The sequence below is a fragment of the Geobacillus jurassicus NBRC 107829 genome, assembly GCF_001544315.1.
Taxonomy (GTDB): domain Bacteria; phylum Bacillota; class Bacilli; order Bacillales; family Anoxybacillaceae; genus Geobacillus; species Geobacillus jurassicus.
In genome coordinates, this window is record NZ_BCQG01000003.1 from 1 (window position 1) to 23,507 (window position 23,507).

Consider the following 23,507-nt stretch of genomic DNA (forward strand, 5'->3'; position numbering starts at 1 on the left):
GTGTGCAAAAATGCCCGTTGCAATCTTAGAAAGTCAATGGTAAAATGAAGGTGCTCTTGAAATAAGGGAGGCCTCGTTTAGAGGATTGAAACATGACTTTGTGGCGTCTTTCTGGATAATAGTCTTTTAATGCTTGAAAAAGGAAGGCCTCGTTTTAGAGGATTTCGTTCCCCCGCATTCTTTTGCAGAAGGCGGGGGTGTTTTTATGGAAAAAGGAAGGAAACCGCCGCGCCATGGCGAAATAATGGAAATAAGATTCGTGGACAAGCAGTCCCGCGCTACGGATCGAGCGGCGCGGGAGGAGAGGGGAGCGTGCCATGGCAAACGTCGGTGGGAGAAGGAAACAGGTGGCGGATGCAAGGCTTGAAGCGGTAAAGAAGCTCTTTCCTGAAGCGGTGGTGGACGGGGACATCGATTGGGATCGGCTGCGGAAGGAACTCGGCTGTGGGGGTCGGGAAGAATCGTATGAGTTCACATGGCCGGGGAAGACGGAGGCGAAGCGGTTGGCCGAGACACCCCCTAGAGGAGTGCTGCGCCTGGATCGGGCGGCGAGCAAGTGGTGGGAGACGACGAACAATTGGTATATTGAAGGGGACAACTTAGAGGCGTTAAAGCTGCTGCGAACAACGCACGCAGGAACCATTCAAATGATTTACATCGACCCGCCGTACAATACCGGAAAATCGTTCACGTATAAAGACAATTGGCGCAAGGGGAAAGCAGCTCTTTCCAGCGGGATCCAGGAGGAAGCGCACGCTCATGCCGGCTGGCTCAATATGATGTATCCGCGCCTTTGGGTGGCGAGAACGCTGTTGGCCGAGACGGGGGCGATCTTTATTTCCATTGATGATACGGAGCAGGCGAATTTGAAAAAAATGTGCGATGAAATTTTTGGTGAGCGGAACTTTGTCGCAACGTTCATTTGGCAGCGGGCGTTTTCGCCCGTGAATATGAACAAGTTCGCCTCGCGCAACCATGACTTCATCCTATGTTATGCGAAAAATATCGACCGTTTAGCTTGGTACGGCTTGCCGCGCCATCCGGAAGCGGACGGGCGGTATGCCAATCCGGATAATGATCCGCGGGGGCCATGGACGTCAGGCGATTTGTCGGTCGGCCCGCCGATTCCGGAAAAGATTTATGACATCGTGACGCCAGGCGGCCGAGTTGTTTCACCGCCCAATGGGTATTGCTGGCGGGTGACGAAAGAGCGCTTCGCCGAGCTGGCAGCGGACAACCGCATTTGGTTTGGCAAAGACGGCAACGGGGTGCCGCGCTTGAAGCGGTTTTTAAGCGAAGTGAAGCCGACCGTGACGCCGCTTACGATTTGGACGCATGACGAAGTATCCCATTCGCAAGAGGCGAAAAAAGAGTTGAAGGAGCTGTTCGATGGGCTGGCGGTCATGGATTACCCGAAGCCGGTGAAGCTCATTCAGCGCATGGTGGCGTTGACAACGAGGGACGACGATCTCATCCTCGACTTTTTTTCCGGCTCGGCGACAACAGCCCATGCGGTCATGCAGCAAAACGCCGAAGACGGCGGGCGGCGGTCGTTTATGATGGTGCAGCTTCCTGAGCGGCTTGCGGAAACGTCAGAGGCGTATCGGGCAGGGTTTCGGACAATTTGCGACATTGGCCGCGAGCGCATTCGCCGCGCGGGGGAGAAAATCGTCCGTGAAACGGGGAAGACGGAGCTTGATATCGGCTTTAAAGTGTTTTGGATTGAGAGAACAAACCAGCCCGCTCGCTAGGCGAACGGGCTGTTCCTTGACTAGGTTGATGAAAGACGCTTTGGTTGAGGTGATACCCGTGTTTTCCGAGTCTCCGATGTCCAACGTTTCGGGCGTTTTTTTACAACGACGGCGCGGCCCAACGATTGTTGACAAACACATCATATTCCGCGGCAATTGTTTCCTTAAGCTCGGCCAAAGATGGAATGCCGTCGGCGAAAGTGTAGGTGTCAAGGCAAATGAGGGAGTATTCGTCACCGGGATCAAATACGATGGTGACGACCTCTTCCGTTCCAGCGTCCACTTGCCGGACGGTGTCGCCGTCTTCCGGCTCAACGAGTACGTTTTGGTACGTTTCGCGGATGACGTAATATCCTTCTTGCAATTGCTCGGCAAATAAATGCTCCATTTCCATCAGTTCGTGGACGATCATTTTTTAGTCCTCCTGATTTGTGAAGTTTTTCTCAATGTCAGTATACAACGTAGCTGCTATCGATATAATAGATGCTGTGGAAAGTTCGAAAAGTTGTCATGTTTGTGTCTGTATGCCAAATGTAGACAAGGTTGAATGCAGGATTGACAAGGGAAATAGCAGTTTCCTGCAAAAAGAAAGCGCCCTCGTGGGAGGGCGATGTCAATGTGTACCGAAGGGGCTGCTTGTCTTCTATCATCGATAGGCTGTTTAGGTGTAAATGACTCATTATTTTGCAATTTCTGTAGGACGGTTATGTTTTGAATCGAAAAGGGTGATTTGTTCATACTCTCCTTCCTTTAATACGCTTTGGTCGTTTTTCATTAAGTAGGTGTAGACACCGATGGCAATGAACAATCCGAATGTCCACGCGTTGTCCCAAAGAAAACGAAGCGGTGGTATGAATAAACCAAGTACAGGAATAGCCACTCCTACAATCAATGCGTACATTCCGTTTTTGTTAAACCCATTTGCATAATTGTAACGGCCATTCGGTTCGTACAGTTCTTTTAAGTGCAACTGTCTTCGGCGAACGAGCCAATAGTCCGCAATAGCAATGCCGTCAATGGGTCCGAGCAAAGCAGCGTATGTGCCAAGCCAGCCGAATATATAATTTCCAAAGTTAGACATAATATACCACGGTTGCAATAAAATGGCGAATAGTCCTGTGATAATCGCGCCAATTCCAAATGTAATTCGCTTCGGATATAAATTTTCAATCGCCCGGGCAGGAGCAACCACATTAGCACCGACGTTTATAGTTACGGAAGAGATGACAATAATAATAGTTCCTAATAAGATGACAAATGGAGGAAATTTTGCTAAGAGCTGAACGGGATCCCAGATGGCTTGGCCGAAAATCACGATGGTTGCTGAAGTCACTGCGATGCCGATAAAGGAGAAAACCGTCATGGTAATGGGCAGAGAGAAACTTTGGGCGACCATTTGCGATTTTTGGCTTTGGGCGTATCGGCAAAAATCAGGGATGTTTAACGCCAATGTGGCCCAAAAGCCGATGACGCCGGTTAAAGAAGGGAAGAAGACTTTCAAGAATTCGCCGGTTGTCTCGAACTTAGAAGGAGTCTCTAAAATAGGCCCCCATCCTCCAGCGTCTGTAAATGCCCAAATAAGTAAAATAACAGAAGAAATGCCTACAACAGGTGCCGCCACTGCACTTAGCTTTTTGATGGCTTCTGGGCCTCTATAAGCGATGCCGATATTTAAGATCCAAAATAATACAAATACAATGGCTGTATGTCCCGGTAAATTGCTCCATGAAGAGAATGATGCCATGAGCAGTGTGTCGATGGCTTCTGTTCCGATCCACGTATTGATTCCAAACCATCCGGCTGCTACAAGGGCCCGGGCTAAAGTGGGAATATGGGCGCCTTTATCTCCGAACCAAAGCCGGGCAAACACAGGATAAGGAATCCCGAATTTTGTTCCTGCATGGGAATTTAATAAAATTGGAATAAGGACGATCACATTCCCTAGAAAAATGGTACCAACAGCTTGCCACCAGTTCATGCCTAAAGCAATCATGCCGCTGGCCATGGTGTATGAAGGAATGCATAAACACATTCCAATCCACAATGTAGCAAAATTGATCCCTTTCCATGAATGTTCTTGCCATGTTGTCGGACGCAAGTCATCATTCCATAAAGGACTTCTACTGACTTCTTGTGCGGCTTCCTCCGTTAAGACCACAATCCCATTGCGTTCCATTTGTGTTTTCATTCATATCCCCCTTTTTTAAAAATCCTGTGTATAAAATCGAAATTTAAGAAAATTCTATCTATAATACGTAAATTTTTCATTATACGATTTGTCAAATAAGAAAAGGAGAAATCTATTCATTATGTAAAATGTGTAAATATTCCTCACATTTTGATGTTCTCACCCCTAGGGAGCGGCTTCGGCTAGCTTGCATATTTATTTCGCTGAAATTTACATAGTGAACAATCAATGTTTTCTATTATTTAACAAAGTGTATAATGAAAAGCTAGTGATTTACTATGTAGAATATTCTTAAAGTTCATTCCAATTATGAAAACCAGATAAAACGAAAAAGGAGTGATTGGGGCATGGCCGATCAAGTGACCATTGGTTTGATCCAAGCTTCTCATAATGTGCATGGGGACGAGCCGGTTGAGGTTCATAAGGAAAAGGCGATTGAAAAGCATGTCAAGTTTGTCGAGGAGGCGAAAGATCGAGGAGCACAAATCATCTGTTTGCAAGAGATTTTCTATGGTCCGTATTTCTGCGCCGAGCAAAATACAAAATGGTATGATGCGGCAGAAGAAATTCCAAATGGCCCAACGACCAAAATATTCCAGGAAATAGCAAAACAACTGGGGGTAGTGATCGTTCTGCCGATTTATGAAAGGGAAGGAATTGCTACTTACTATAATACGGCAGCTGTCATTGATGCAGACGGAACCTACTTAGGAAAGTATCGCAAACAGCATATTCCGCATGTCGGGGTAGGAAACGAGGGATGTGGATTTTGGGAAAAATTTTATTTTAAGCCTGGAAATTTAGGCTATCCGGTATTTGACACCGCCTTTGCCAAGATCGGCGTTTATATTTGTTATGACCGTCATTTTCCAGAGGGAGCGCGAATTTTAGGACTAAAAGGCGCTGAAATTGTGTTCAATCCATCCGCTACGGTAGCAGGTCTCTCCGAATATTTATGGAAACTGGAACAACCGGCTCATGCCGTTGCCAACGGCTATTACGTAGCTGCCATCAATCGGGTTGGATATGAAGCGCCTTGGAACATGGGAGAGTTTTACGGGCAGTCTTACTTGGTTGATCCTAGAGGGAATTTTGTGGCCATGGGCAGCCGTGATCAAGATGAAGTGGTGATTGGCGTCATGAATAAGAAGATGATTCGGGAAGTGCGCGATACTTGGCAATTTTACCGTGATCGTCGTCCGGAAACCTATAGTGAAATGACGGCTTTACTTCCATAGAAAGCAATGAGAAAGGGGATGAGGGAATGACTCTATTCCCTTTCTTTAAAAATGACGCGTGGAGGGGGATGGAGATGGAGCAATCACGTTTGGAAAAGAACTTTGAAGAAGTAGAGCCTGGCTTGACAGATCGAGAAGCAATGGAAGAAGCGAATCGATGTTTGTACTGTTATGACGCTCCCTGTATTCGGGCTTGTCCGACAGGGATTGACATCCCTGCTTTTATCAAAAAAATTGCTTCTGGGAATGTAAAAGGGTCAGCGAAATCCATTATGCTGTCAAACCCGGTTGGCGCCAGTTGTGCAAGAGTGTGTCCGACAGAGGAATTATGTGAAGGGGCTTGTGTATTAAACCATTCTACAAAACCCATTATGATTGGAAAATTGCAGCGATATGCGACCGATTGGGCGATCCGAAATAAAGAAGTGTTATTCCAAGCGGGGCGAAAAAATGGAAAAACAGTGGCGGTTGTCGGCGGCGGCCCTGCTGGATTATCATCTGCCAGAGAACTAGCTCGTCTGGGATATGAAGTGACCATTTTTGAAGCGGAGAACGAGGCAGGCGGGCTGAACACGTATGGCATTGTTTCCTTCCGCCTCCCCCAAAACATCTCGTTGTGGGAAGTCAATCAAATCAAAAGCTTAGGCGTACAAATCCGCACCAATACAAGGGTTGGTAAGGATATTGAAGTGAACGAGCTCCTAGAATGTTATGATGCTGTTGTTTTAGCTGTTGGCATGGGGAAAGTGCCAAAGCTAGGAATCCCGGGAGAAGACTTGGACGGAGTATATGACGCCATTGAGTTGATTAAAGAGACGAAAACAAAACCGTTGACTGATCGGCTGGTGGGGAAAAGGGTAGTTGTGATAGGTGCGGGAAATACCGCGATTGATGCGGCTACCTGTTCCGTGCGTCTAGGAGCGGAAAATGTAAAAATTTTATATCGCCGGACGAAAGAAGAAATGACAGCTTATGAATTTGAGTATGAGTTTGCCAAACAGGACGGTGTCGAATTTCGTTGGCTAACAGCCCCCAAACGGATTATTGGCGACAGTAAGGGCAAGGTTACTCATGTTGAATGCGTTCGGATGGAATTGGGAGAAACAGACGCTGATGGCCGCCGCCGTCCTCTTCCGGTTGAGGGATCAGAATTGATTATGCCGGTTGATGTTGTGATTAAAGCCATTGGGCAAGAACGTCATATCGAATTGATTGAAGCTTTTGGATTGGAGCATGATCATGGCGTAGTCAAGGTGAATCCTGAAACATATCAAACGTCGAATCCGAAGGTGTTTGCTTGTGGGGATGTGATTTTTGAAAGAGGAAAAGGCGAAGCGATGGTGGTGGTGGCAGCGCAGCAAGGGAAGGAAGCTGCTTACGGGATTCATCAATATTTGACAAAGGCAGTGAGCGAAACGGCCTAAATGAGAGGAGGGAACGGCAATGGCCGATTTAAGCATTAACTTAGCGGGAATCAAGTCCCCCAATCCATTTTGGCTCGCTTCCGCCCCTCCCACCAATTCGGGGTATCAAGTGCAAAGGGCATTTGAGGCGGGCTGGGGAGGAGCGGTATGGAAAACATTAGGGGAACCTATTTTGAATGTATCGTCCCGATTTGCAGCAATCAGTTTTAACGGACAGAGAGTCATGGGCTTTAACAATATTGAATTAATCACGGATCGTCCTCTTGAGGAAAATTTAAAGGAAATTTATGAGACGAAAAAACGTTTTCCTGACCGGGCTGTAGTCGCTTCTTTGATGGTCGAGCCCAAGCGCGAAAAATGGCATGAGATTGTGAAGCGAGTAGAAGATGTGGGCGTGGATGGGCTGGAGCTCAATTTTGGCTGTCCGCATGGAATGGCGGAACGGGGGATGGGATCGGCATCAGGTCAAGTGCCAGAATTGGTCGAACGACAGACATATTGGGTCAAAGAGGTGGCACGCACCCCTGTCATTGTCAAATTAACTCCTAATATTACCGATATTACGGCGACCGCTGAAGCGGCTGCCCAAGGCGGGGCAGATGCCATCAGTTTGATCAACACCATCAATAGTCTCATGGGGGTGGACTTAGATACGTGGAATACGATTCCACATGTAGCAGGAAAGGGGGCGCACGGGGGATACTGCGGTCCGGCAGTAAAACCGATTGCTTTAAATATGGTGGCCGAATGCGCGCGACACCCACGTATCCGCATTCCGATTTCAGGAATTGGCGGGATCTCCAATTGGAGAGATGCCGTTGAATTCATGTTAATGGGGGCTACAGGAGTTCAAGTGTGCACGGCGGTTATGCACCATGGGTTTCGGATTATCGAGGATATGATTGAAGGATTGAATCACTATCTTGATGAAAAAGGAATTGCTTCCGTAATGGATATTGTAGGAAAATCGGTGTCGAAGTATTCTGATTGGGGAGATTTGGACCTCAATTATAAGGTTGTGGCGCGAATTCATCGCGAGCGCTGTATTCAGTGCAATAAGTGCTATATTTCTTGTGAAGATGCTTCCCATCAATGTATTGAGCGTTGCATAGACGAAAACAGAAAAGAATATTTAAAAGTGCGCGAAGAAGATTGTGTAGGATGCAATTTATGTTCCATCGTCTGCCCGGTTGATGGAGCGATTGAGATGATCGAAGTGCCAAGCGAACATCCCCCGATGACATGGAATGAACGGCAAGCCGCCCTTGGCCGGCTGAGCGGTTGCAGTGTGGATATCAAATCATTATAAATTAAGGAGGATATCATGATGACAAAGATGGTAAAAAATGGAATAATTGTCACCGCTGCAGATATATATGAGGCCGATCTCCTCATCCAAGATGGGAAAATTGCGATGATCGGGAGAAATTTAGATGAGAGCGGAGCGGAAGTGATTGATGCCAAAGGTTGTTATGTATTTCCAGGAGGCATTGATCCGCATACTCATTTAGATATGCCGTTTGGCGGCACCGTGACAAAAGATGACTTTGAGTCGGGGACGATTGCCGCCGCATTTGGCGGGACGACAACCATTATTGATTTTTGCTTAACGAATAAAGGCGAGCCCCTGAAAAAAGCGATTGAAACTTGGCATAACAAAGCGACGGGAAAAGCGGTGATCGATTACGGGTTCCATCTGATGATCAGTGAAATAACAGACGAGGTGCTTGCAGAACTTCCAAAAGTGATCGAAGAAGAAGGAATCACCTCCTTTAAAGTATTTATGGCGTATAAAAACGTGTTTCAAGCTGATGATGGAACTTTGTATCGGACGCTAGTCGCGGCAAAAGAACTCGGAGCGCTTGTCATGGTGCATGCCGAGAATGGAGACGTGATTGACTATTTAACGAAAAAAGCCTTGGAGGACGGGCATACTGATCCGATTTATCACGCATTAACGAGACCTCCAGAACTAGAAGGAGAAGCGACGGGGCGCGCCTGTCAATTGACAGAACTCGCTGATTCACAATTGTACGTCGTTCATGTATCATGCGCTCAAGCGGTAGAGAAAATTGCTGAAGCGCGCAATAAGGGGTTGAATGTATGGGGTGAAACATGTCCGCAGTATCTAGTGCTCGATCAGTCCTATTTAGAAAAGCCGAATTTTGAAGGCGCTAAATATGTATGGTCGCCGCCGCTTCGTGAGAAATGGCATCAAGAAGTGCTATGGAATGCCTTAAAAAACGGACAGCTGCAAACGCTCGGATCCGACCAATGCTCATTTGATTTTAAAGGTCAAAAAGAATTAGGAAGAGGAGATTTTACCAAAATTCCAAATGGTGGTCCTATTATTGAGGATCGGGTGAGTATTCTTTTCAGTGAAGGAGTGAAAAAAGGGAGAATTACCCTCAACCAGTTTGTTGATATTATATCAACAAGAATTGCCAAATTGTTTGGTCTATTCCCGAAAAAAGGAACCATTGCCGTCGGTGCCGATGCGGATTTAGTCATTTTTGATCCAACGGTTGAACGGGTGATTTCAGCCGAAACACACCATATGGCTGTGGATTATAATCCATTTGAAGGGATGAAAGTAACAGGGGAACCCGTGTCGGTTTTATGTAGAGGAGAATTTGTGGTGCGTGATAAACAATTTGTCGGGAAACCGGGGTACGGCCAATATGTAAAACGCGCGAAATATGGGGCGCTAATGGCCGACCAAGATGTGGTGAAAATGTCATAACGTAAATGAATCACTGAACACAAACAAGCTGTGCCTGGCAGTGGGGATGCGGGTCACGACGAGAAGCGGGGGGGGGTGCGATGACTTACCATCAGTTTCTGCGTGAGCGAGAAAAGATCGATTACTTAATGGAACAAGGATACTATATGAAAAGCGTAAAAGAAAATTTAAGTGGATCGTTTGTTGAATTTGAGAAAGCAGGCTCTTTGTCAGAAACAAGAGATATCCAAACACTGCATATTACAAACGCTGACGCACGCAAATATTTTTCGTCATTATTAATCCGCCAGCTCAGAACACACCATAAATAGAGCGAGAAGAGCGATGTACATCGCGATAAGCGCCGGAACGAGTTCCTCTATATATCCTCAATCATTATAGAGGCAGGACCGGCGCTTTGATTTTCAGGAAACAGAGCGGTGAACCGCCCAAATGTATGTCACATTTCATAACATAAAACGAGATCGATGATGTTGCTTTCTGTATAATGGAACGTAAGAAGCCATATATAGACAAGCCGTTACATAAACATTGATAGAAGCAGGAGCGACCGTTTACGCTGCCTAATATAGTAAAATGGCATTGCCATGATCGGTGTAAAGGGAGTGAAACAAAGTGTATGAAGACTCCTACATTAACGGTTTCTGATATTCTAAAGCGGAAACATTTTGAACATGTTGAAGTGGTTGCAGGGCATAACGGGCTCAACCGCACTGTAAAATGGGTTCATGTTGTCGAGGTTGCGAAAATCCATCATCTGTTAAACGGAAAAGAGCTGATTTTATCTACTGGGGTGGGATGGAAGGAAAATAAGGAATTGTTTCGATCGTTTGTAGAACAGCTTATCGACTGTGACGCTTCGGGATTATGCATTGAAATCGGCATGCATACTCCTTCTGTTCCGCAAGAAGTAATCGATTTAGCGAATGCGCATCACTTTCCAATCATTCTCTTTCTCAAAGAAGTGCCTTTCGTCGAGATCACCCAAGACATCCACACTTATTTAATTAACCAACACTATGAAATCATCTCCGGACTAGAATCATATTCACAGCAATTAAACAAAAAATTACTTTCGATGGATCATTATAGTGAAATCTTAAAACTATTGCACCACTATTCGGGACATCAAGTGATTTTTAAAATAAACGGCAGAGAGGTGGAGGTATTTCCTAAATACAGCAAAACATTTAAGGAAGAGCAGCTGATAGTTGGCGACAACGTAGCTTCGAAGAAAAAAGTGGCCACCCAACCGATCCAATTTCTCGGGAATGAATATGCCGAGCTGTCCATTGTGTCAACCGGAAAGGAAATCAGCGAGTTTGATCTGCTGATTTTGGATCGTACGGCAACTGCGCTAGCGCAGCATTTGCTTCGTGATTTGTATGTCGATGAAAAAAAGAGAGTAGAAGAAAATGAGTGGTTGAAAAGCTGGCTAGAGGGAGAGCATCCTATTGAAAGTGTGTTTAGTTATTTGGCTGAGTATGGGGCAGAGCCAAATCCAAAAGGAGGGACGGTGCTTGTCGTCCGTTTTAAATCTTCAATGAAGCAATGCTCGAATTTAGACATGATTTATTTTAAAGTGCTATGCCGGACGATTTTTGAACAACAAGGTTTTTCAACATTTCCTGTGGATTTTCATAGCAGCATCGTATTTATTATGATCAATAACAGAGAAATGAAAACATGGAAAAGCCGAATGAAAATAGGACTGAATTCCTTGCTTGAATCGGATTATATTCATAAAGAAGAAATTGCCTCAATTTGTTGTCGGGGTCGGAAAATTTATCGAAAATGTTTCTCATATGGACAAAAGTTATCGGACGGCTTTAGAGACGATCAAAATTCAACATCATCTTGGCGGCAGAGCTAATAGCTGTTTTTACGAGGATTTGCATATCTATCGAATTATTTCCCTTATTCATAAATACAATGATTTATATGAAGTCGTCATGGAATACTTAGAGCCTGTTCTTCAATACGATGAAAAGTATAATGGGAACTTGCTGGAAACGTTAAAGGTATATTTGGCGTGTAACGGTTCAAAAAAAGAAACTGCACAACGACTATTTGTCGTTAGGCAAACACTGTACCATCGGATTCAAAAACTAGAGTCGCTTTTAGGCGAGGATTTTATGAATCCGGAAAAACGGCTCGCTATTGAGTTTATGATCAAGGCATATGAATATTTGCATTCGCAAAATATGGAAAATAAATATGTGCAGCATGATCGGCTGCGAAGATTATAAGAAGTATCCCCCTCTGAGAAGCGAAAAAGCAGAAGATGCCATAGGCTTCTAGGGGGGATTTCTTTGTAAAAACATCCATGAGCAACTTTTGTTTTTCACCTGACATGAAAATGGCCGCCAAAGGAGCGCGTTTTCACAGAAAATTTGGTCACATTGTGGAATAAATAGGCTAATCGCTTTTACGCTTTGTCTAGTGAAGGTCCTCAAAAATTGGAGGATAATTTTGTGTAACAATACAAAATATTTAGATCCTGAACAAAGAATAGGGATAAGGAGGAGAATCTGATGTCCATCACCAAACCGGAAACAACGGTTCTCAAAAACTATATCGGTGGACAATGGGTGGCATCGAGCGGCACGGAAACGCTAGAAGTCCCGAACCCAGCGACTGGGGAGGTGTTGGCGCGCGTTCCGATCTCAACCAAAGAGGATGTCGATCAAGCGGTGCAAGCAGCTAAGAAAGCGTTTGCGACATGGAAAGATGTCCCTGTTCCAAAACGGGCGCGGATTATGTTTTCATTTCACCATTTGTTAAACCAGCATCATGAGGAATTAGCCGAGCTTGTCGTACAGGAAAATGGCAAAGCGTATAAAGAAGCGTACGGAGAAATTCAACGGGGGATTGAATGCGTGGAGTTTGCGGCCGGCGCTCCGACGTTGCTGATGGGGGAATCGCTGGCGAATATTGCGGAAGAGATTGACTCCGAAATGTTTCGTTATCCGTTGGGAGTTGTGGCAGGGATCACTCCGTTCAATTTCCCCATGATGGTGCCGCTTTGGATGTTCCCATTGGCGATTGTGTGCGGCAATACGTTTGTATTGAAGCCATCGGAACGGACGCCCATTTTGGCCAATAAGCTAGCAGAACTGTTTACGGAGGCAGGTGCCCCTCCTGGGGTGCTCAATGTCGTTCATGGAGCGTATGAGGTGGTCAATGCCCTGATTGATCATGAAGATATTCGTGCGATTTCATTTGTTGGTTCACAGCCAGTGGCCAAGTATGTGTACGAACAGGCAGCGGCGCAAGGCAAACGCGTGCAGGCATTATCGGGGGCGAAAAACCATCATATTGTTATGCCAGATGCGGATGTAGAGACGGCCGTGCAACATGTGATCAGCTCAGCGTTTGGCAGCGCGGGCCAGCGTTGCATGGCTTGCAGTGCAGTGGTGATTGTGGGGGAAAACGAAACGTTTGTCCGTCGGTTGAAACAAAAAGCGGATGAGTTGATTATTGGGAATGGCATGGATCCGGAAGTGTTATTAACCCCGGTCATTCGGCAGTCTCATCGCGAAAAGGTACTAGGCTACATTCAAAAAGGGATTGAAGAGGGGGCGGTATTGCTTCGCGATGGGCGAAAGGAAATGGATGATAGACCCGAAGGCAATTTTTTAGGTCCGACGATTTTTGATCATGTTACCCCGAATATGACGATTGCGAAAGAAGAGATATTCGCGCCGGTATTAAGTTTGCTGAGGGCCAATGATTTAGATGAAGCGCTCAGCTATATTCGGAAGTCTCGGTATGGGAACGGGGCGACGATTTATACAAAGGATGCCAAGGCCGTCCGGAAATTTCGTGAAGAGGCCGATGCAGGGATGCTGGGCATTAACGTCGGCGTGCCGGCGACGATGGCGTTTTTCCCGTTCTCTGGCTGGAAGGATTCGTTTTACGGCGATCTTCATGTAAACGGAAAAGATGGCGTGAATTTTTACACGCGCAAAAAAATGATTACTTCCCGATTTGATTTCTAAAATAGAAAGGAGTTCGCCAAGTAATGACAACAAAACAAGCCTACCATCTGTGGCTCGACAAAGATGCCCGATATATTTGGCATTCGATGAAGCCATATAACCCACAAGCAACGCTGATTGCGGCCGAAGCGAAAGGCTGCTGGGTGACGGATGTAGCTGGCAATCAGTATTTGGATGCGATGGCCGGGCTCTGGTGCGTCAACGTAGGCTACGGGCGCGAGGAACTCGCCGAAGCGGCGTATGAGCAACTGAAGACGCTGGCGTATTTCCCGTTGACGCAAAGCCATCGGCCGGCGATCGAGCTTGGGGAAAAGCTCAACGAACTGTTGGGCGATGAGTATGTCATCTTCTTTTCCAACAGCGGGTCGGAAGCGAACGAAACGGCGTTTAAAATCGCCCGCCAATACCACCAGCAGCGCGGGGAGCATCATCGGTACAAAATCATTTCCCGCTACCGGGCGTACCACGGCAACTCGATGGGGGCGCTCTCAGCGACCGGGCAGGCGCAGCGGAAATACAAATACGAGCCGCTCGCCCCAGGTTTCATCCATGTGCCGCCGCCGGATGGCTACCGCGACCCCGATTCAGCTGACGATCCGCGCCAGCTGCGGGCGGTAAAGGCCATTGACGATGTCATGACGTGGGAGTTGAGCGAAACGATCGCCGCGGTCATCATGGAGCCGATCATCACCGGGGGCGGAGTGCTCATTCCTCCGGACGGGTATATGAAAGCGGTCAAAGAAGTATGCGAAAAGCACGGCGCCTTGCTCATTGTCGATGAAGTCATCTGCGGCTTTGGCCGGACGGGAAAAGCGTTCGGATTTCTAAACTACGGCGTCAAGCCAGACATCATCACGATGGCGAAAGGCATTACGAGCGCATATTTGCCGCTGGCGGCAACGGCGGTGCGGAAAGAGATTTATGAGGCGTTTAAAGGAACGGAAGAATACGATTACTTCCGCCATGTCAATACATTTGGCGGCCACCCGGCTGCTTGTGCGGTTGCGCTAAAGAATATTGAGATCATGAAGATGGAGCGGCTGTTTGACCGCTCGCGCGAAGCAGGGGAATGGCTGCTTGATGAGCTAAAAACGAACTTGGCCGATCACCCGTATGTCGGCGATGTGCGCGGCAAAGGGCTGCTCGTCGGCATTGAACTTGTCGCTGACAAAGCGACGAAAGAGCCGCTCGATGTGTCACTTGTCAATCAAGTGATCAATCGATGCAAAGAAAACGGCCTCATCATTGGCAAGAACGGAACGACGGTCGCCGGATACAACAACGTGCTCACCTTATCGCCGCCGCTTTGCATCACGGATGATGAACTTTCGTTTGTGGTCCGTGTCTTGACCGGGGCGTTAGCGGCAATTAAATAGAAGGACAAACGCCAGCTGGATCGACAGGCTGGCGTTTTGTTTGCCTTCGTGCAGGCAGTCAAGGGGAAATGGAAGCGAGCGGCTGGTGTTAGACTTTTGTGCCGGACGAAGAAGGGAAGAAAGGAATCGGGCATTCGTTCGTCGAATTAGACTAGTGAGAGATACATCGTGTAAAGGGGGAGAATGATGTCCGCATTTCAAGCGTTTGTTGTCAACAAAACCGAAACGGAATTTACAGCCGGCGTGCAGACGATTTCCATGGATGATTTGCCGGAAGGCGATGTCCTTGTCCGCGTCCATTATTCGAGCGTGAACTACAAAGACGGGCTGGCCTCGATTCCAGACGGCAAAATCGTGAAAACGTATCCGTTTGTGCCTGGGATTGACTTGGCTGGGGTGGTTGTCTCGTCGCAACATCCGCGTTTCCGCGAAGGGGACGAAGTGGTTGCGACCGGCTACGAAATTGGCGTCACTCACTTCGGCGGCTACAGCGAATACGCCCGCCTGCATGGCGATTGGATCGTGCCTCTGCCGAAAGGGTTGACGTTAAGAGAAGCGATGGCGATCGGCACGGCTGGGTTTACGGCGGCGTTGTCCATTCATCGTCTTGAGGAGCACGGGCTGACGCCGGAGCGCGGGCCGGTGCTCGTCACTGGGGCGACGGGCGGCGTTGGGAGTTTGGCCGTATCGATGCTCGCCAAGCGCGGCTACACGGTGGAGGCGAGCACAGGCAAAGCGGCGGAGCACGACTATTTGCGCGCCCTCGGCGCCAAGGAAGTATTGACGCGCGAAGACGTCACCGCGGAACGCATCCGTCCGCTCGATAAGCAGCGTTGGGCGGCGGCGGTCGATCCGGTCGGCGGCCGGACGCTGGCGACGGTGTTAAGCCGCATCCGCTATGGCGGAGCCGTGGCGGTGAGCGGGCTGACCGGAGGGGCGGAAGTGCCGACAACGGTTCATCCATTCATTTTGCGTGGCGTCAGCTTGCTTGGCATCGATTCCGTCTATTGTCCAATGGATTTGCGCCTGCGCATTTGGGAACGGCTCGCTGGCGACTTAAAGCCGGATTTGGAGCGGATTGCCCAAGAAATTACGCTTCATGAACTGCCTTGGGCGCTCGAGCGCATTTTGCGCGGCGAGCTGCGCGGCCGGACGGTCGTGCGGCTGGCCTGATTGGGGAAAATCGCGGTTTTTCCCTTCCAAATATTAGGTTGGGATTCCCTTTTATCATTCTTGGTCGAGGGGGAGAGGAATCTTGAAGAAATTGATCAATGATCCACAGCGCGTAGTGGATGATATGTTGAAAGGATTTGTGGCCTCCCATTCTCGGCAAGTGAGACGAATTCCGGGGACGAATGTGATTGTCCGGAAGGAAAGCGGCGAAACAAATGGTTAAAATCGCAAAATAAGCCCTTGAAAAAACGCTCTCGTTTTGTTCAACGGGAAGGGGAAAGAGGCGTCTCCCCTTCTCTTTTCTTTAGTGCTTCTTACCCGAGCTGATACCGCTCCAGCTCGGAGAAAAAGTCTTTCACAAACCGGTAAAACACTTTCACCGACGGAGCCAATTCGTGATGGTCGGAGACGATGATGCCGACATTTCGCTTCACTTGCGGCATTTCAATCGGCACTTTGGCGGCGTAGCGAAGCAAGCTTTCCGACAGGGCGCTCTCCGGCAAGAGGGTGACGCCGATGCCGGCGGAGACAAGCCCTTTAATGGCATCGAGATCTTCGCCTTCCGATGAAATGTTGGGCGAAAATCCGGCTTGGTGGCAAGCGTCAATGACGATTTGATGCAAAATGTATCCCTTTGGGAACGTGACAAACGGGTCGTGGCGCAATTCGTTTAACACGATCCGGTCGCGGCGAGCGAGCGGATGGCTGTTCGGCAGGAGGGCGGCAAACGGTTCAGAAAATAAAATTTCCCCTTTGATGCCGATTTCGCGTGCGGGAATCGGTCCAAGAAAGGCCAAATCAATTTCCCGTTTTTTCACCGCTTCGATTAAATAATAGTACGACCCTTGGCGGAGATGGAACGAGACGTTCGGGTGCTCTGTTTTAAAGGCGGAGATGACCATCGGCATCATATGGCTCGCCAGGCTTGTCGGAAACCCGATTTTAATCGTCCCGCGCTCCGGGTCTAAATATTCTTCGATTTGTTGCTTTGCATCATCCACCGCCTTCAACACCGCCTCGGCGTGCGGCAAAAAGTGGCGGCCGATGGGGGTGAGCTTCACGTTCCGCCCTTCTCGTTCAAAGAGCTGCACACCAAGCTCCGCCTCTAAGTTTGCGATTTGCCGGCTGATCGCCGACTGCGCGACATGGAGGGCATCGGCGGCTTCGGAGACGTGTTCGCGCCGGGCGACTTCCACGAAATATTGCAGTTGCCGCAACTCCATTTTTCTCCCTCCTTTTGATTGATCGCAAAATGAGATGGATTTTATCTAAATTATATATTGTTTATATTAATTTTGAAAACTACAATGAATATTACAGACAATTCGGAACGGGAGGGGAAGGCAGCATGAAACACTACGGATTACCGGAAGCGCAGGGGCTGTATCGCCCGGAATTTGAACATGATGCATGCGGGATCGGGTTTTATGCGCATTTGAAAGGAAAACCGTCGCACGACATTATCGAAAAGGCACTTCATATGCTTCGCCAGCTTGAACACCGCGGCGGACAAGGGAGCGATCCGGAAACGGGCGATGGCGCGGGCATTATGACGCAAATTCCGCACGAGTATTTTCAAGCGGTGTGCGGCGGGATGAACTTGCCGGAAAAAGGGCGCTACGGGGTCGGGATGTTCTTTTTGCCGGAAGAGGAAGCGAAACGGGCGTACTATGAATCGATGTTCAATGAGATCGTCGCTCAAGAAGGGCAACGGCTGCTCGGATGGCGGACAGTTCCGGTCGATCGTGAAAAGCTTGGCAAACTGGCGCGGCAAAGCCAGCCGTTCATCCGCCAAGTGTTTGTCGCGGCAAGTGATGACGTGGCTGATGAGCTGGCGTTTGAGCGGAAACTGTATGTGATCCGCAAACAGTTCGAAAAATGCGTGGAAAACAACGAGTGCTACGTAGCAAGCTTTTCAAGCCGGACGATCGTCTATAAAGGGCTTTTGACGCCGGAACAAATCGATGCATTTTATTTGGATTTGCAAGACGAACGGTTCCGCTCGGCGTTCGCCCTCGTGCATTCGCGCTTCAGCACAAACACGTTCCCGAGCTGGGAGCGGGCCCATCCGAACCGTTATTTGATCCACAACGGCGAGATCAACACGCTGCGCGGCAACGTCAACTGGATGGCGGCGCGCGAGAAGCAGTTTGTCTCGGAAGCGTTCGGCGCGGATTTGGAAAAAGTCCTGCCGATTTTGGATACGAACGGCAGCGACTCGTCGATTTTGGATAACGCGTTTGAATTTTTTGTTCTGGCAGGCCGCAAGCCGGCCCATGTCGCGATGATGCTCATTCCGGAGCCTTGGTTTTGGGATGAGCAAATGGACGACGCGAAAAAGGCGTTTTACGAGTATCATAGCTGTTTGATGGAGCCGTGGGACGGCCCGACGGCGATTTCGTTCACGGACGGCAAGCAAATCGGCGCCATTTTGGACCGGAACGGCCTGCGTCCGGCCCGCTATTACGTCACCAAAGACGACTACATTATTTTCTCATCCGAAGTCGGCGTCATTGATGTCGACCCGAACAACATTTTATATAAGGAACGGCTGAGCCCGGGGAAAATGCTGTTGGTTGACCTGGAGCAAGGGCGCATCATCTCCGATCAGGAAATCAAGGAAGAAATGGCTCATGAAAAGCCATATCGCCAATGGATCAACGAGCAAATGATCACGCTTGGCGATCTGGAAATTCCGGAGGACGTCGAAGCGCCGAAGCAGCTCGTCAAACTGCAAAAAGCGTTCGGCTACACGTTTGAAGATGTGGAAAAAACGATTTTGCCGATGGCGGCGGAAGGAAAAGATCCGACCGGCGCCATGGGCATGGACGCTCCGCTTGCCGTGCTGTCGGAGCGGCCGCAAAGTTTGTTCAACTACTTCAAGCAGCTGTTCGCCCAAGTGACAAATCCGCCGATTGATGCGATCCGCGAATATGTCGTCACCTCGACGATGACACTTCTTGGAAAAGAAGGGAACATTTTGCATCCGGGCGCCAAAGCGGCGCGGCGCATCCGCCTTGAGACGCCGCTGTTGACGAACGAGGAACTGGCGGCGTTAAAAGCGAACCCGCATCCGGAATTTGCGTGTGTGGTGCTGCCGACGCTGTTTACTGATGATTTGAAACAGGCGCTTGATGAGCTGTTTGCCAAAGCGGATGAAGCGATCGAAAGCGGGGCGGCGCTTCTTGTGCTGTCCGACCGCGGCGTTGATGAAACACATGTCGCCATTCCGGTTTTGTTGGCGACAAGCGGGCTTCACCAGCATCTTGTCCGCAAAGGGACGCGCACGAACGTCAGCCTGCTTATCGAAAGCGGCGAGGCGCGCGAGGTGCATCATTTTGCGGCGCTCATCGGCTACGGGGCGGACGCCATCAACCCGTACTTGGCGCTGGAGACGATCCGCCAAGCATCAGAAAACGGCACGATCGCCTTGTCTTACCGTGAAGCGGTGAAAACATATATCAAGGCGGCTGTTGACGGCGTCGTCAAAGTGATGTCGAAAATGGGCATTTCGACGGTGCAAAGCTACCGCGGCGCACAAATTTTTGAGGCGGTCGGCATCGGCAACGATGTCATCGATGAGTACTTTACCGGCACGGCATCGCAAATTGGCGGCATCGGGCTTGCGGAAATCGCCAAAGAAGCGAAAATGCGCCATGAGTCCGCATTTGGCGCACGGTACGAAGACGATGTGCTGGATACGGGCAGCGAGTTGCAATGGCGCCGCAACGGCGAACATCACGCGTTCAACCCGAAGACGATCCATTTGCTGCAGTGGGCATGCCGGAAAAACGATTACAACCTCTATAAACAATATTCGAAACTGGCCAATGAAGAACAGTTGACGTTCTTGCGCAATTTGTTCGATTTCGATTCGAGCCGACAGCCGGTGCCGATTGAGGAAGTCGAACCGGTCGAGTCGATCGTCCGCCGCTTTAAAACAGGGGCCATGTCGTTCGGTTCGATCAGCCAGGAAGCTCATGAGGCGCTGGCGATCGCTATGAACCGGATCGGCGGAAAAAGCAACAGCGGCGAGGGCGGCGAAGACCCGGCCCGCTATGTGAAAGATGAAAACGGCGACTGGCGCCGCAGCGCGATCAAACAAGTGGCGTCCGGACGTTTTGGCGTAAAAAGCCATTATTTGGTCAATGCCGATGAATTGCAAATCAAAATGGCCCAAGGAGCAAAACCAGGCGAAGGCGGGCAGCTTCCGGCCAACAAAGTGTATCCGTGGGTCGGCAAAGTGCGCGGCTCCACGCCGGGGGTGGAGCTTATTTCTCCGCCGCCGCACCATGACATTTACTCGATTGAAGATTTGGCCCAACTCATTTATGATTTGAAAAACGCCAACAAAGACGCGCGCATCAGCGTCAAGCTCGTCGCGAAAGCCGGCGTTGGCACGATCGCGGCCGGGGTGGCGAAAGGGAACGCCGATGTCATTGTCATCAGCGGCTATGACGGCGGCACGGGTGCGTCGCCGAAAACGAGCATCAAGCATGCCGGCCTGCCGTGGGAGCTTGGGTTGGCGGAAACGCACCAAACACTCATGCTCAACGGGTTGCGCGACCGCGTCATCTTGGAAACGGACGGAAAACTGATGACCGGCCGCGATGTCGTGATGGCGGCGCTGTTTGGCGCTGAAGAGTTCGGCTTTGCGACCGCTCCGCTCGTTGTTTTAGGCTGTGTCATGATGCGCGTCTGCCATTTGGATACATGCCCGGTCGGCGTGGCGACGCAAAATCCGGAGCTGCGCAAAAAATTCACCGGGAAGCCAGAACATGTCGTCAACTTTATGTACTTTGTCGCTCAAGAAGTGCGGGAAATTATGGCGGAGCTCGGCTTCCGCACGATCGACGAAATGGTCGGCCGCGTCGATGTCTTGAAGGTAAGTGAGCGGGCGAAAGCGCATTGGAAAGCGAAACATCTCGACCTGTCGCGTCTTCTGTACCAAGTCGATGGACCGCGCACTTGCAGCAAAGGGCAAAACCATCGTTTGGAAGAGACGCTTGATCATACAGAAATTTTGCCGGCGGTGCAGCCAGCGCTTGAGCGGCAGGAGCTGATCGAACTTCACCTCGCCATCCGCAACGTCCACCGCACGGTCGGGGCGATGACCGGCAGCGAGATTTCGAAACGCTACGGTGAGGAAGGGTTGCCGGATGATACGATCCGCCTCCATTTCACCGGATCGGCCGGGCAAAGTTTTGCGGCGTTTGTGCCGAAAGGGATGACGCTCGAGCTCGTCGGCGACGCGAACGACTACGTCGGCAAAGGGCTTTCGGGCGGCAAAGTGATCGTCCGTCCGCCGCATGAGGCGCCGTTTGCCGCAACGGACAACGTCATTATCGGCAACGTCGCCTTCTACGGGGCGACGAGCGGCGAGGCGTACATTCGCGGCCGCGCAGGCGAGCGGTTCTGTGTGCGCAACAGCGGCGTTCATGCCGTTGTTGAGGGAGTCGGCGATCACGGCTGTGAATATATGACCGGCGGCCGCGTCGTCATCCTCGGTTCGATTGGCAAAAACTTCGCCGCTGGCATGTCCGGGGGCATCGCTTACGTTCTCGCTGACGAAGACAGCTGGCAGCAAACCGCCAACCTTGAGCTCGTCTCGTTTGAGCGGCTCGAAGACGAGGAAGAAATTCGCGACGTGCGCCGGATGATCGAAAACCATTACCGCTATACGGGAAGCCCGCGGGCGGCGTTAGTGCTCGAAGAGTGGGATGCGTATGTCCACCGGTTTGTCAAAGTCATTCCGCGCAACTATAAACTGATGATTGAAACGATTCAAACGCTCGAGCAATCTGGATTTTCACATGAAGAAGCCGTCATGGCGGCGTTTGAAACGGTGGCGAAACGGAAAAAAGCGGCTGCCGTCGGTGTCCATGTGTTGCAAGCGGCCGCGAAATAAGGTCTTCCTTTCGGACGGCTGTGGCATGGCGGCGCCGCTTTGGCCCCGCGGCCGCGCGGGGCTCGCTTTTTGACTGGCCTAACAGGCGGGAAGGCCGCATCGGGGAGAAGAGAGGACGTGTACGGAAAGTAAGGAGGGGAACCATCGTGGGAAAAGCAACAGGGTTTATGGAATATGCACGCGAGGAAGAAAAAAAGCGCGACCCGCTTTCCCGTCTTGATGATTGGAAAGAATATACACAGCCGTTTTCGGAAGAGGTGCTGGCCCGCCAAGGCGCCCGCTGTATGGACTGTGGCACGCCGTTTTGTCATATGGGATTGGAGCTAAACGGCCTTACTTCGGGGTGTCCGGTGCACAACTTGATCCCAGAATGGAACGATTTGGTGTACCGAGGCCGCTGGAAAGAAGCGCTTGACCGACTTTTAAAGACCAACAACTTCCCAGAATTCACCGGCCGCGTCTGTCCGGCGCCGTGCGAAGGATCGTGCACGGTGGCCATTTCCGACCCAGCGGTTGCGATTAAAGGAATCGAACGGGCCATTATTGATAAAGGGTTTGCCGAGGGATGGGTGAAACCGCGTATTCCGAAGACGCGCACGGGGAAAAAGGTGGCCATCGTCGGCTCCGGCCCGGCCGGGCTGGCCTGCGCTGACCAACTCAACCAAGCCGGCCATTCGGTGACAGTGTATGAGCGGGCTGACCGAATCGGCGGCTTGTTGATGTACGGCATTCCGAACATGAAGCTGGAAAAGGAGATTGTAAAACGGCGGGTGCGTCTGCTCGAAGAGGAAGGCATCACGTTTATTACGAACACCGAAGTCGGCAAAGATATTACGGCTGACGAACTGCGTGCTCAGTACGACGCCGTCGTCTTGTGCATCGGTGCGCAAAAGCAGCGCGATTTGGCCATTGAAGGCCGGGAGCTTGAGGGTGTCCATTTTGCGATGGATTATTTGACCGGCGTGACGAAAAGTTTATTGGATTCGAATTTTGCCGACGGTCAGTTTATCGATGCCAAAGGAAAACGTGTCATCGTGATCGGCGGAGGCGACACGGGGGCCGACTGCGTGGCGACCGCGCTGCGCCAAGGCTGTAAAAGCGTCGTCCAGTTCGGCAAACACCCTGCTTTGCCGGACAAGCGCCCGGACGATAATCCGTGGCCGCAATATCCGCTCGTCTTTACGCTTGACTACGCGTATGAAGAAGCAAAAGCGAAATTCGGCGCCGACCCGCGTCAATATTGCATTCAAACAAAGAAAATCGTTGGCGATGAGCACGGCCGCGTGAAAGAACTGCATACGATTCAAATGGAAAAAATCATCGATGAAAACGGTAAAGCGATCTTTAAAGAAATTCCGGGGACGGAACAAGTATGGCCGTGCGATTTGGTGTTTATCGCCATCGGGTTTGAAGGGCCAGAGCAGCCGTTGTTGAAGCAGTTTGGCGTTGAAACGACCAACCACAAAGTGAAAGCTCCTTACGGCAAATATACAACAAACATCGAGGGCGTGTTTGCGGCCGGCGACGCCCGCCGCGGCCAAAGCTTGATCGTCTGGGCCATCCATGAAGGCCGGGGGGCGGCCCGTGAAGTCGACCGGTTCCTGATGGGAGAGACAAAGTTGCCGTAATGGTTGTTTCCTCCTTAAAAAGCGGCGCTTTTTAAGGAGGATTTTTTGTTTTGCTGGAAAAGGAATATAAGGAGGAG

The 23,507-nt window shown here is 50.0% G+C and carries 15 protein-coding genes and 1 pseudogene; 13 read left to right on the forward strand and 3 right to left on the reverse strand.

Annotated elements, in window-relative coordinates:
* Positions 1 to 317 precede the first annotated feature (317 nt).
* Positions 318 to 1,751 carry a site-specific DNA-methyltransferase gene (locus GJ1_RS01265; protein WP_066227405.1) on the forward strand — a complete coding sequence of 478 codons (1,434 nt, stop codon included), beginning with the start codon at positions 318 to 320 and terminating at the stop codon, positions 1,749 to 1,751.
* Between the two features lie 100 nt (positions 1,752 to 1,851).
* On the opposite strand, the gene GJ1_RS01270 is transcribed toward GJ1_RS01265, so the two are convergent.
* Positions 1,852 to 2,163: a hypothetical protein gene (locus GJ1_RS01270; RefSeq protein ID WP_066227407.1), complete on the reverse strand. Its 312-nt coding sequence runs from the start codon at positions 2,161 to 2,163 to the stop codon at positions 1,852 to 1,854.
* A gap of 267 nt (positions 2,164 to 2,430) precedes the next feature.
* On the reverse strand, positions 2,431 to 3,939 hold the full coding sequence (locus GJ1_RS01275) for an NCS1 family nucleobase:cation symporter-1 (RefSeq protein ID WP_066227409.1): 1,509 nt from the start codon (positions 3,937 to 3,939) through the stop codon (positions 2,431 to 2,433).
* A 347-nt stretch (positions 3,940 to 4,286) separates the two neighbouring features.
* On the opposite strand from GJ1_RS01275, the gene GJ1_RS01280 reads away from it, so the two are divergent.
* The 10 genes and pseudogenes from GJ1_RS01280 to GJ1_RS18220 all read left to right on the forward strand — a co-directional run bounded on the left by GJ1_RS01280 (position 4,287) and on the right by GJ1_RS18220 (position 16,117).
* On the forward strand, positions 4,287 to 5,177 hold the full coding sequence (locus GJ1_RS01280) for a nitrilase-related carbon-nitrogen hydrolase (protein WP_066227412.1): 891 nt from the start codon (positions 4,287 to 4,289) through the stop codon (positions 5,175 to 5,177).
* A 74-nt stretch (positions 5,178 to 5,251) separates the two neighbouring features.
* Entirely contained in the window at positions 5,252 to 6,601 is a 1,350-nt protein-coding gene (locus GJ1_RS01285; protein WP_174520089.1) for an NAD(P)-dependent oxidoreductase, read from the forward strand.
* Between the two features lie 19 nt (positions 6,602 to 6,620).
* Positions 6,621 to 7,910, forward strand: coding sequence for an NAD-dependent dihydropyrimidine dehydrogenase subunit PreA (gene preA / locus GJ1_RS01290; protein ID WP_066227415.1), 1,290 nt, complete (start codon positions 6,621 to 6,623; stop codon positions 7,908 to 7,910).
* 18 nt (positions 7,911 to 7,928) lie between these two features.
* Entirely contained in the window at positions 7,929 to 9,344 is a 1,416-nt protein-coding gene (gene hydA / locus GJ1_RS01295; RefSeq protein WP_066227420.1) for a dihydropyrimidinase, read from the forward strand.
* Between the two features lie 80 nt (positions 9,345 to 9,424).
* Positions 9,425 to 9,655, forward strand: a complete 231-nt coding sequence (locus GJ1_RS01300) for a hypothetical protein (protein WP_066227423.1) — start codon at positions 9,425 to 9,427, stop codon at positions 9,653 to 9,655.
* Between the two features lie 308 nt (positions 9,656 to 9,963).
* Positions 9,964 to 11,593, forward strand: a pseudogene (locus tag GJ1_RS01305) (PucR family transcriptional regulator).
* A gap of 285 nt (positions 11,594 to 11,878) precedes the next feature.
* On the forward strand, positions 11,879 to 13,345 hold the full coding sequence (locus tag GJ1_RS01310; RefSeq protein WP_066227427.1) for a CoA-acylating methylmalonate-semialdehyde dehydrogenase: 1,467 nt from the start codon (positions 11,879 to 11,881) through the stop codon (positions 13,343 to 13,345).
* A gap of 23 nt (positions 13,346 to 13,368) precedes the next feature.
* Entirely contained in the window at positions 13,369 to 14,721 is a 1,353-nt protein-coding gene (locus GJ1_RS01315; protein WP_066227430.1) for an aspartate aminotransferase family protein, read from the forward strand.
* A gap of 186 nt (positions 14,722 to 14,907) precedes the next feature.
* A complete protein-coding gene (locus GJ1_RS01320) occupies positions 14,908 to 15,894 on the forward strand; it encodes an NADPH:quinone oxidoreductase family protein (RefSeq protein WP_066227433.1) in 987 nt (328 codons plus the stop codon).
* Between the two features lie 82 nt (positions 15,895 to 15,976).
* On the forward strand, positions 15,977 to 16,117 hold the full coding sequence (locus GJ1_RS18220; RefSeq protein WP_245629319.1) for a hypothetical protein: 141 nt from the start codon (positions 15,977 to 15,979) through the stop codon (positions 16,115 to 16,117).
* A gap of 91 nt (positions 16,118 to 16,208) precedes the next feature.
* Here GJ1_RS18220 and gltC read toward each other — a convergent pair whose 3' ends face one another.
* The gene (gltC, locus tag GJ1_RS01325) at positions 16,209 to 17,117 is read right to left on the reverse strand and encodes a glutamate biosynthesis transcriptional regulator GltC (RefSeq protein WP_066227437.1); all 909 of its coding nucleotides are present in this window, start codon (positions 17,115 to 17,117) and stop codon (positions 16,209 to 16,211) included.
* Positions 17,118 to 17,242: 125 nt separating this feature from the next.
* Here gltC and gltB point away from each other — a divergent pair, with 125 nt between their 5' ends.
* Complete coding sequence (gltB, locus tag GJ1_RS01330; RefSeq protein WP_066227440.1) at positions 17,243 to 21,802, forward strand: glutamate synthase large subunit; 4,560 nt, start codon at positions 17,243 to 17,245, stop codon at positions 21,800 to 21,802.
* 146 nt (positions 21,803 to 21,948) lie between these two features.
* Entirely contained in the window at positions 21,949 to 23,430 is a 1,482-nt protein-coding gene (locus GJ1_RS01335; RefSeq protein ID WP_066227442.1) for a glutamate synthase subunit beta, read from the forward strand.
* Positions 23,431 to 23,507 lie beyond the last annotated feature (77 nt).

Excerpts from the sequence above, each read along its gene's own strand:
- GJ1_RS01265 (WP_066227405.1), top strand. The coding sequence starts at position 318 with ATGGCAAACGTCGGTGGGAGAAGGAAACAGGTGGCGGATGCAAGGCTT.
- GJ1_RS01270 (WP_066227407.1), bottom strand. The coding sequence starts at position 2,163 with ATGATCGTCCACGAACTGATGGAAATGGAGCATTTATTTGCCGAGCAA.
- GJ1_RS01275 (WP_066227409.1), bottom strand. The coding sequence starts at position 3,939 with ATGAAAACACAAATGGAACGCAATGGGATTGTGGTCTTAACGGAGGAA.
- GJ1_RS01280 (WP_066227412.1), top strand. The coding sequence starts at position 4,287 with ATGGCCGATCAAGTGACCATTGGTTTGATCCAAGCTTCTCATAATGTG.
- GJ1_RS01285 (WP_174520089.1), top strand. The coding sequence starts at position 5,252 with ATGGAGCAATCACGTTTGGAAAAGAACTTTGAAGAAGTAGAGCCTGGC.
- preA (WP_066227415.1), top strand. The coding sequence starts at position 6,621 with ATGGCCGATTTAAGCATTAACTTAGCGGGAATCAAGTCCCCCAATCCA.
- hydA (WP_066227420.1), top strand. The coding sequence starts at position 7,929 with ATGACAAAGATGGTAAAAAATGGAATAATTGTCACCGCTGCAGATATA.
- GJ1_RS01300 (WP_066227423.1), top strand. The coding sequence starts at position 9,425 with ATGACTTACCATCAGTTTCTGCGTGAGCGAGAAAAGATCGATTACTTA.
- GJ1_RS01310 (WP_066227427.1), top strand. The coding sequence starts at position 11,879 with ATGTCCATCACCAAACCGGAAACAACGGTTCTCAAAAACTATATCGGT.
- GJ1_RS01315 (WP_066227430.1), top strand. The coding sequence starts at position 13,369 with ATGACAACAAAACAAGCCTACCATCTGTGGCTCGACAAAGATGCCCGA.
- GJ1_RS01320 (WP_066227433.1), top strand. The coding sequence starts at position 14,908 with ATGTCCGCATTTCAAGCGTTTGTTGTCAACAAAACCGAAACGGAATTT.
- gltC (WP_066227437.1), bottom strand. The coding sequence starts at position 17,117 with ATGGAGTTGCGGCAACTGCAATATTTCGTGGAAGTCGCCCGGCGCGAA.
- gltB (WP_066227440.1), top strand. The coding sequence starts at position 17,243 with ATGAAACACTACGGATTACCGGAAGCGCAGGGGCTGTATCGCCCGGAA.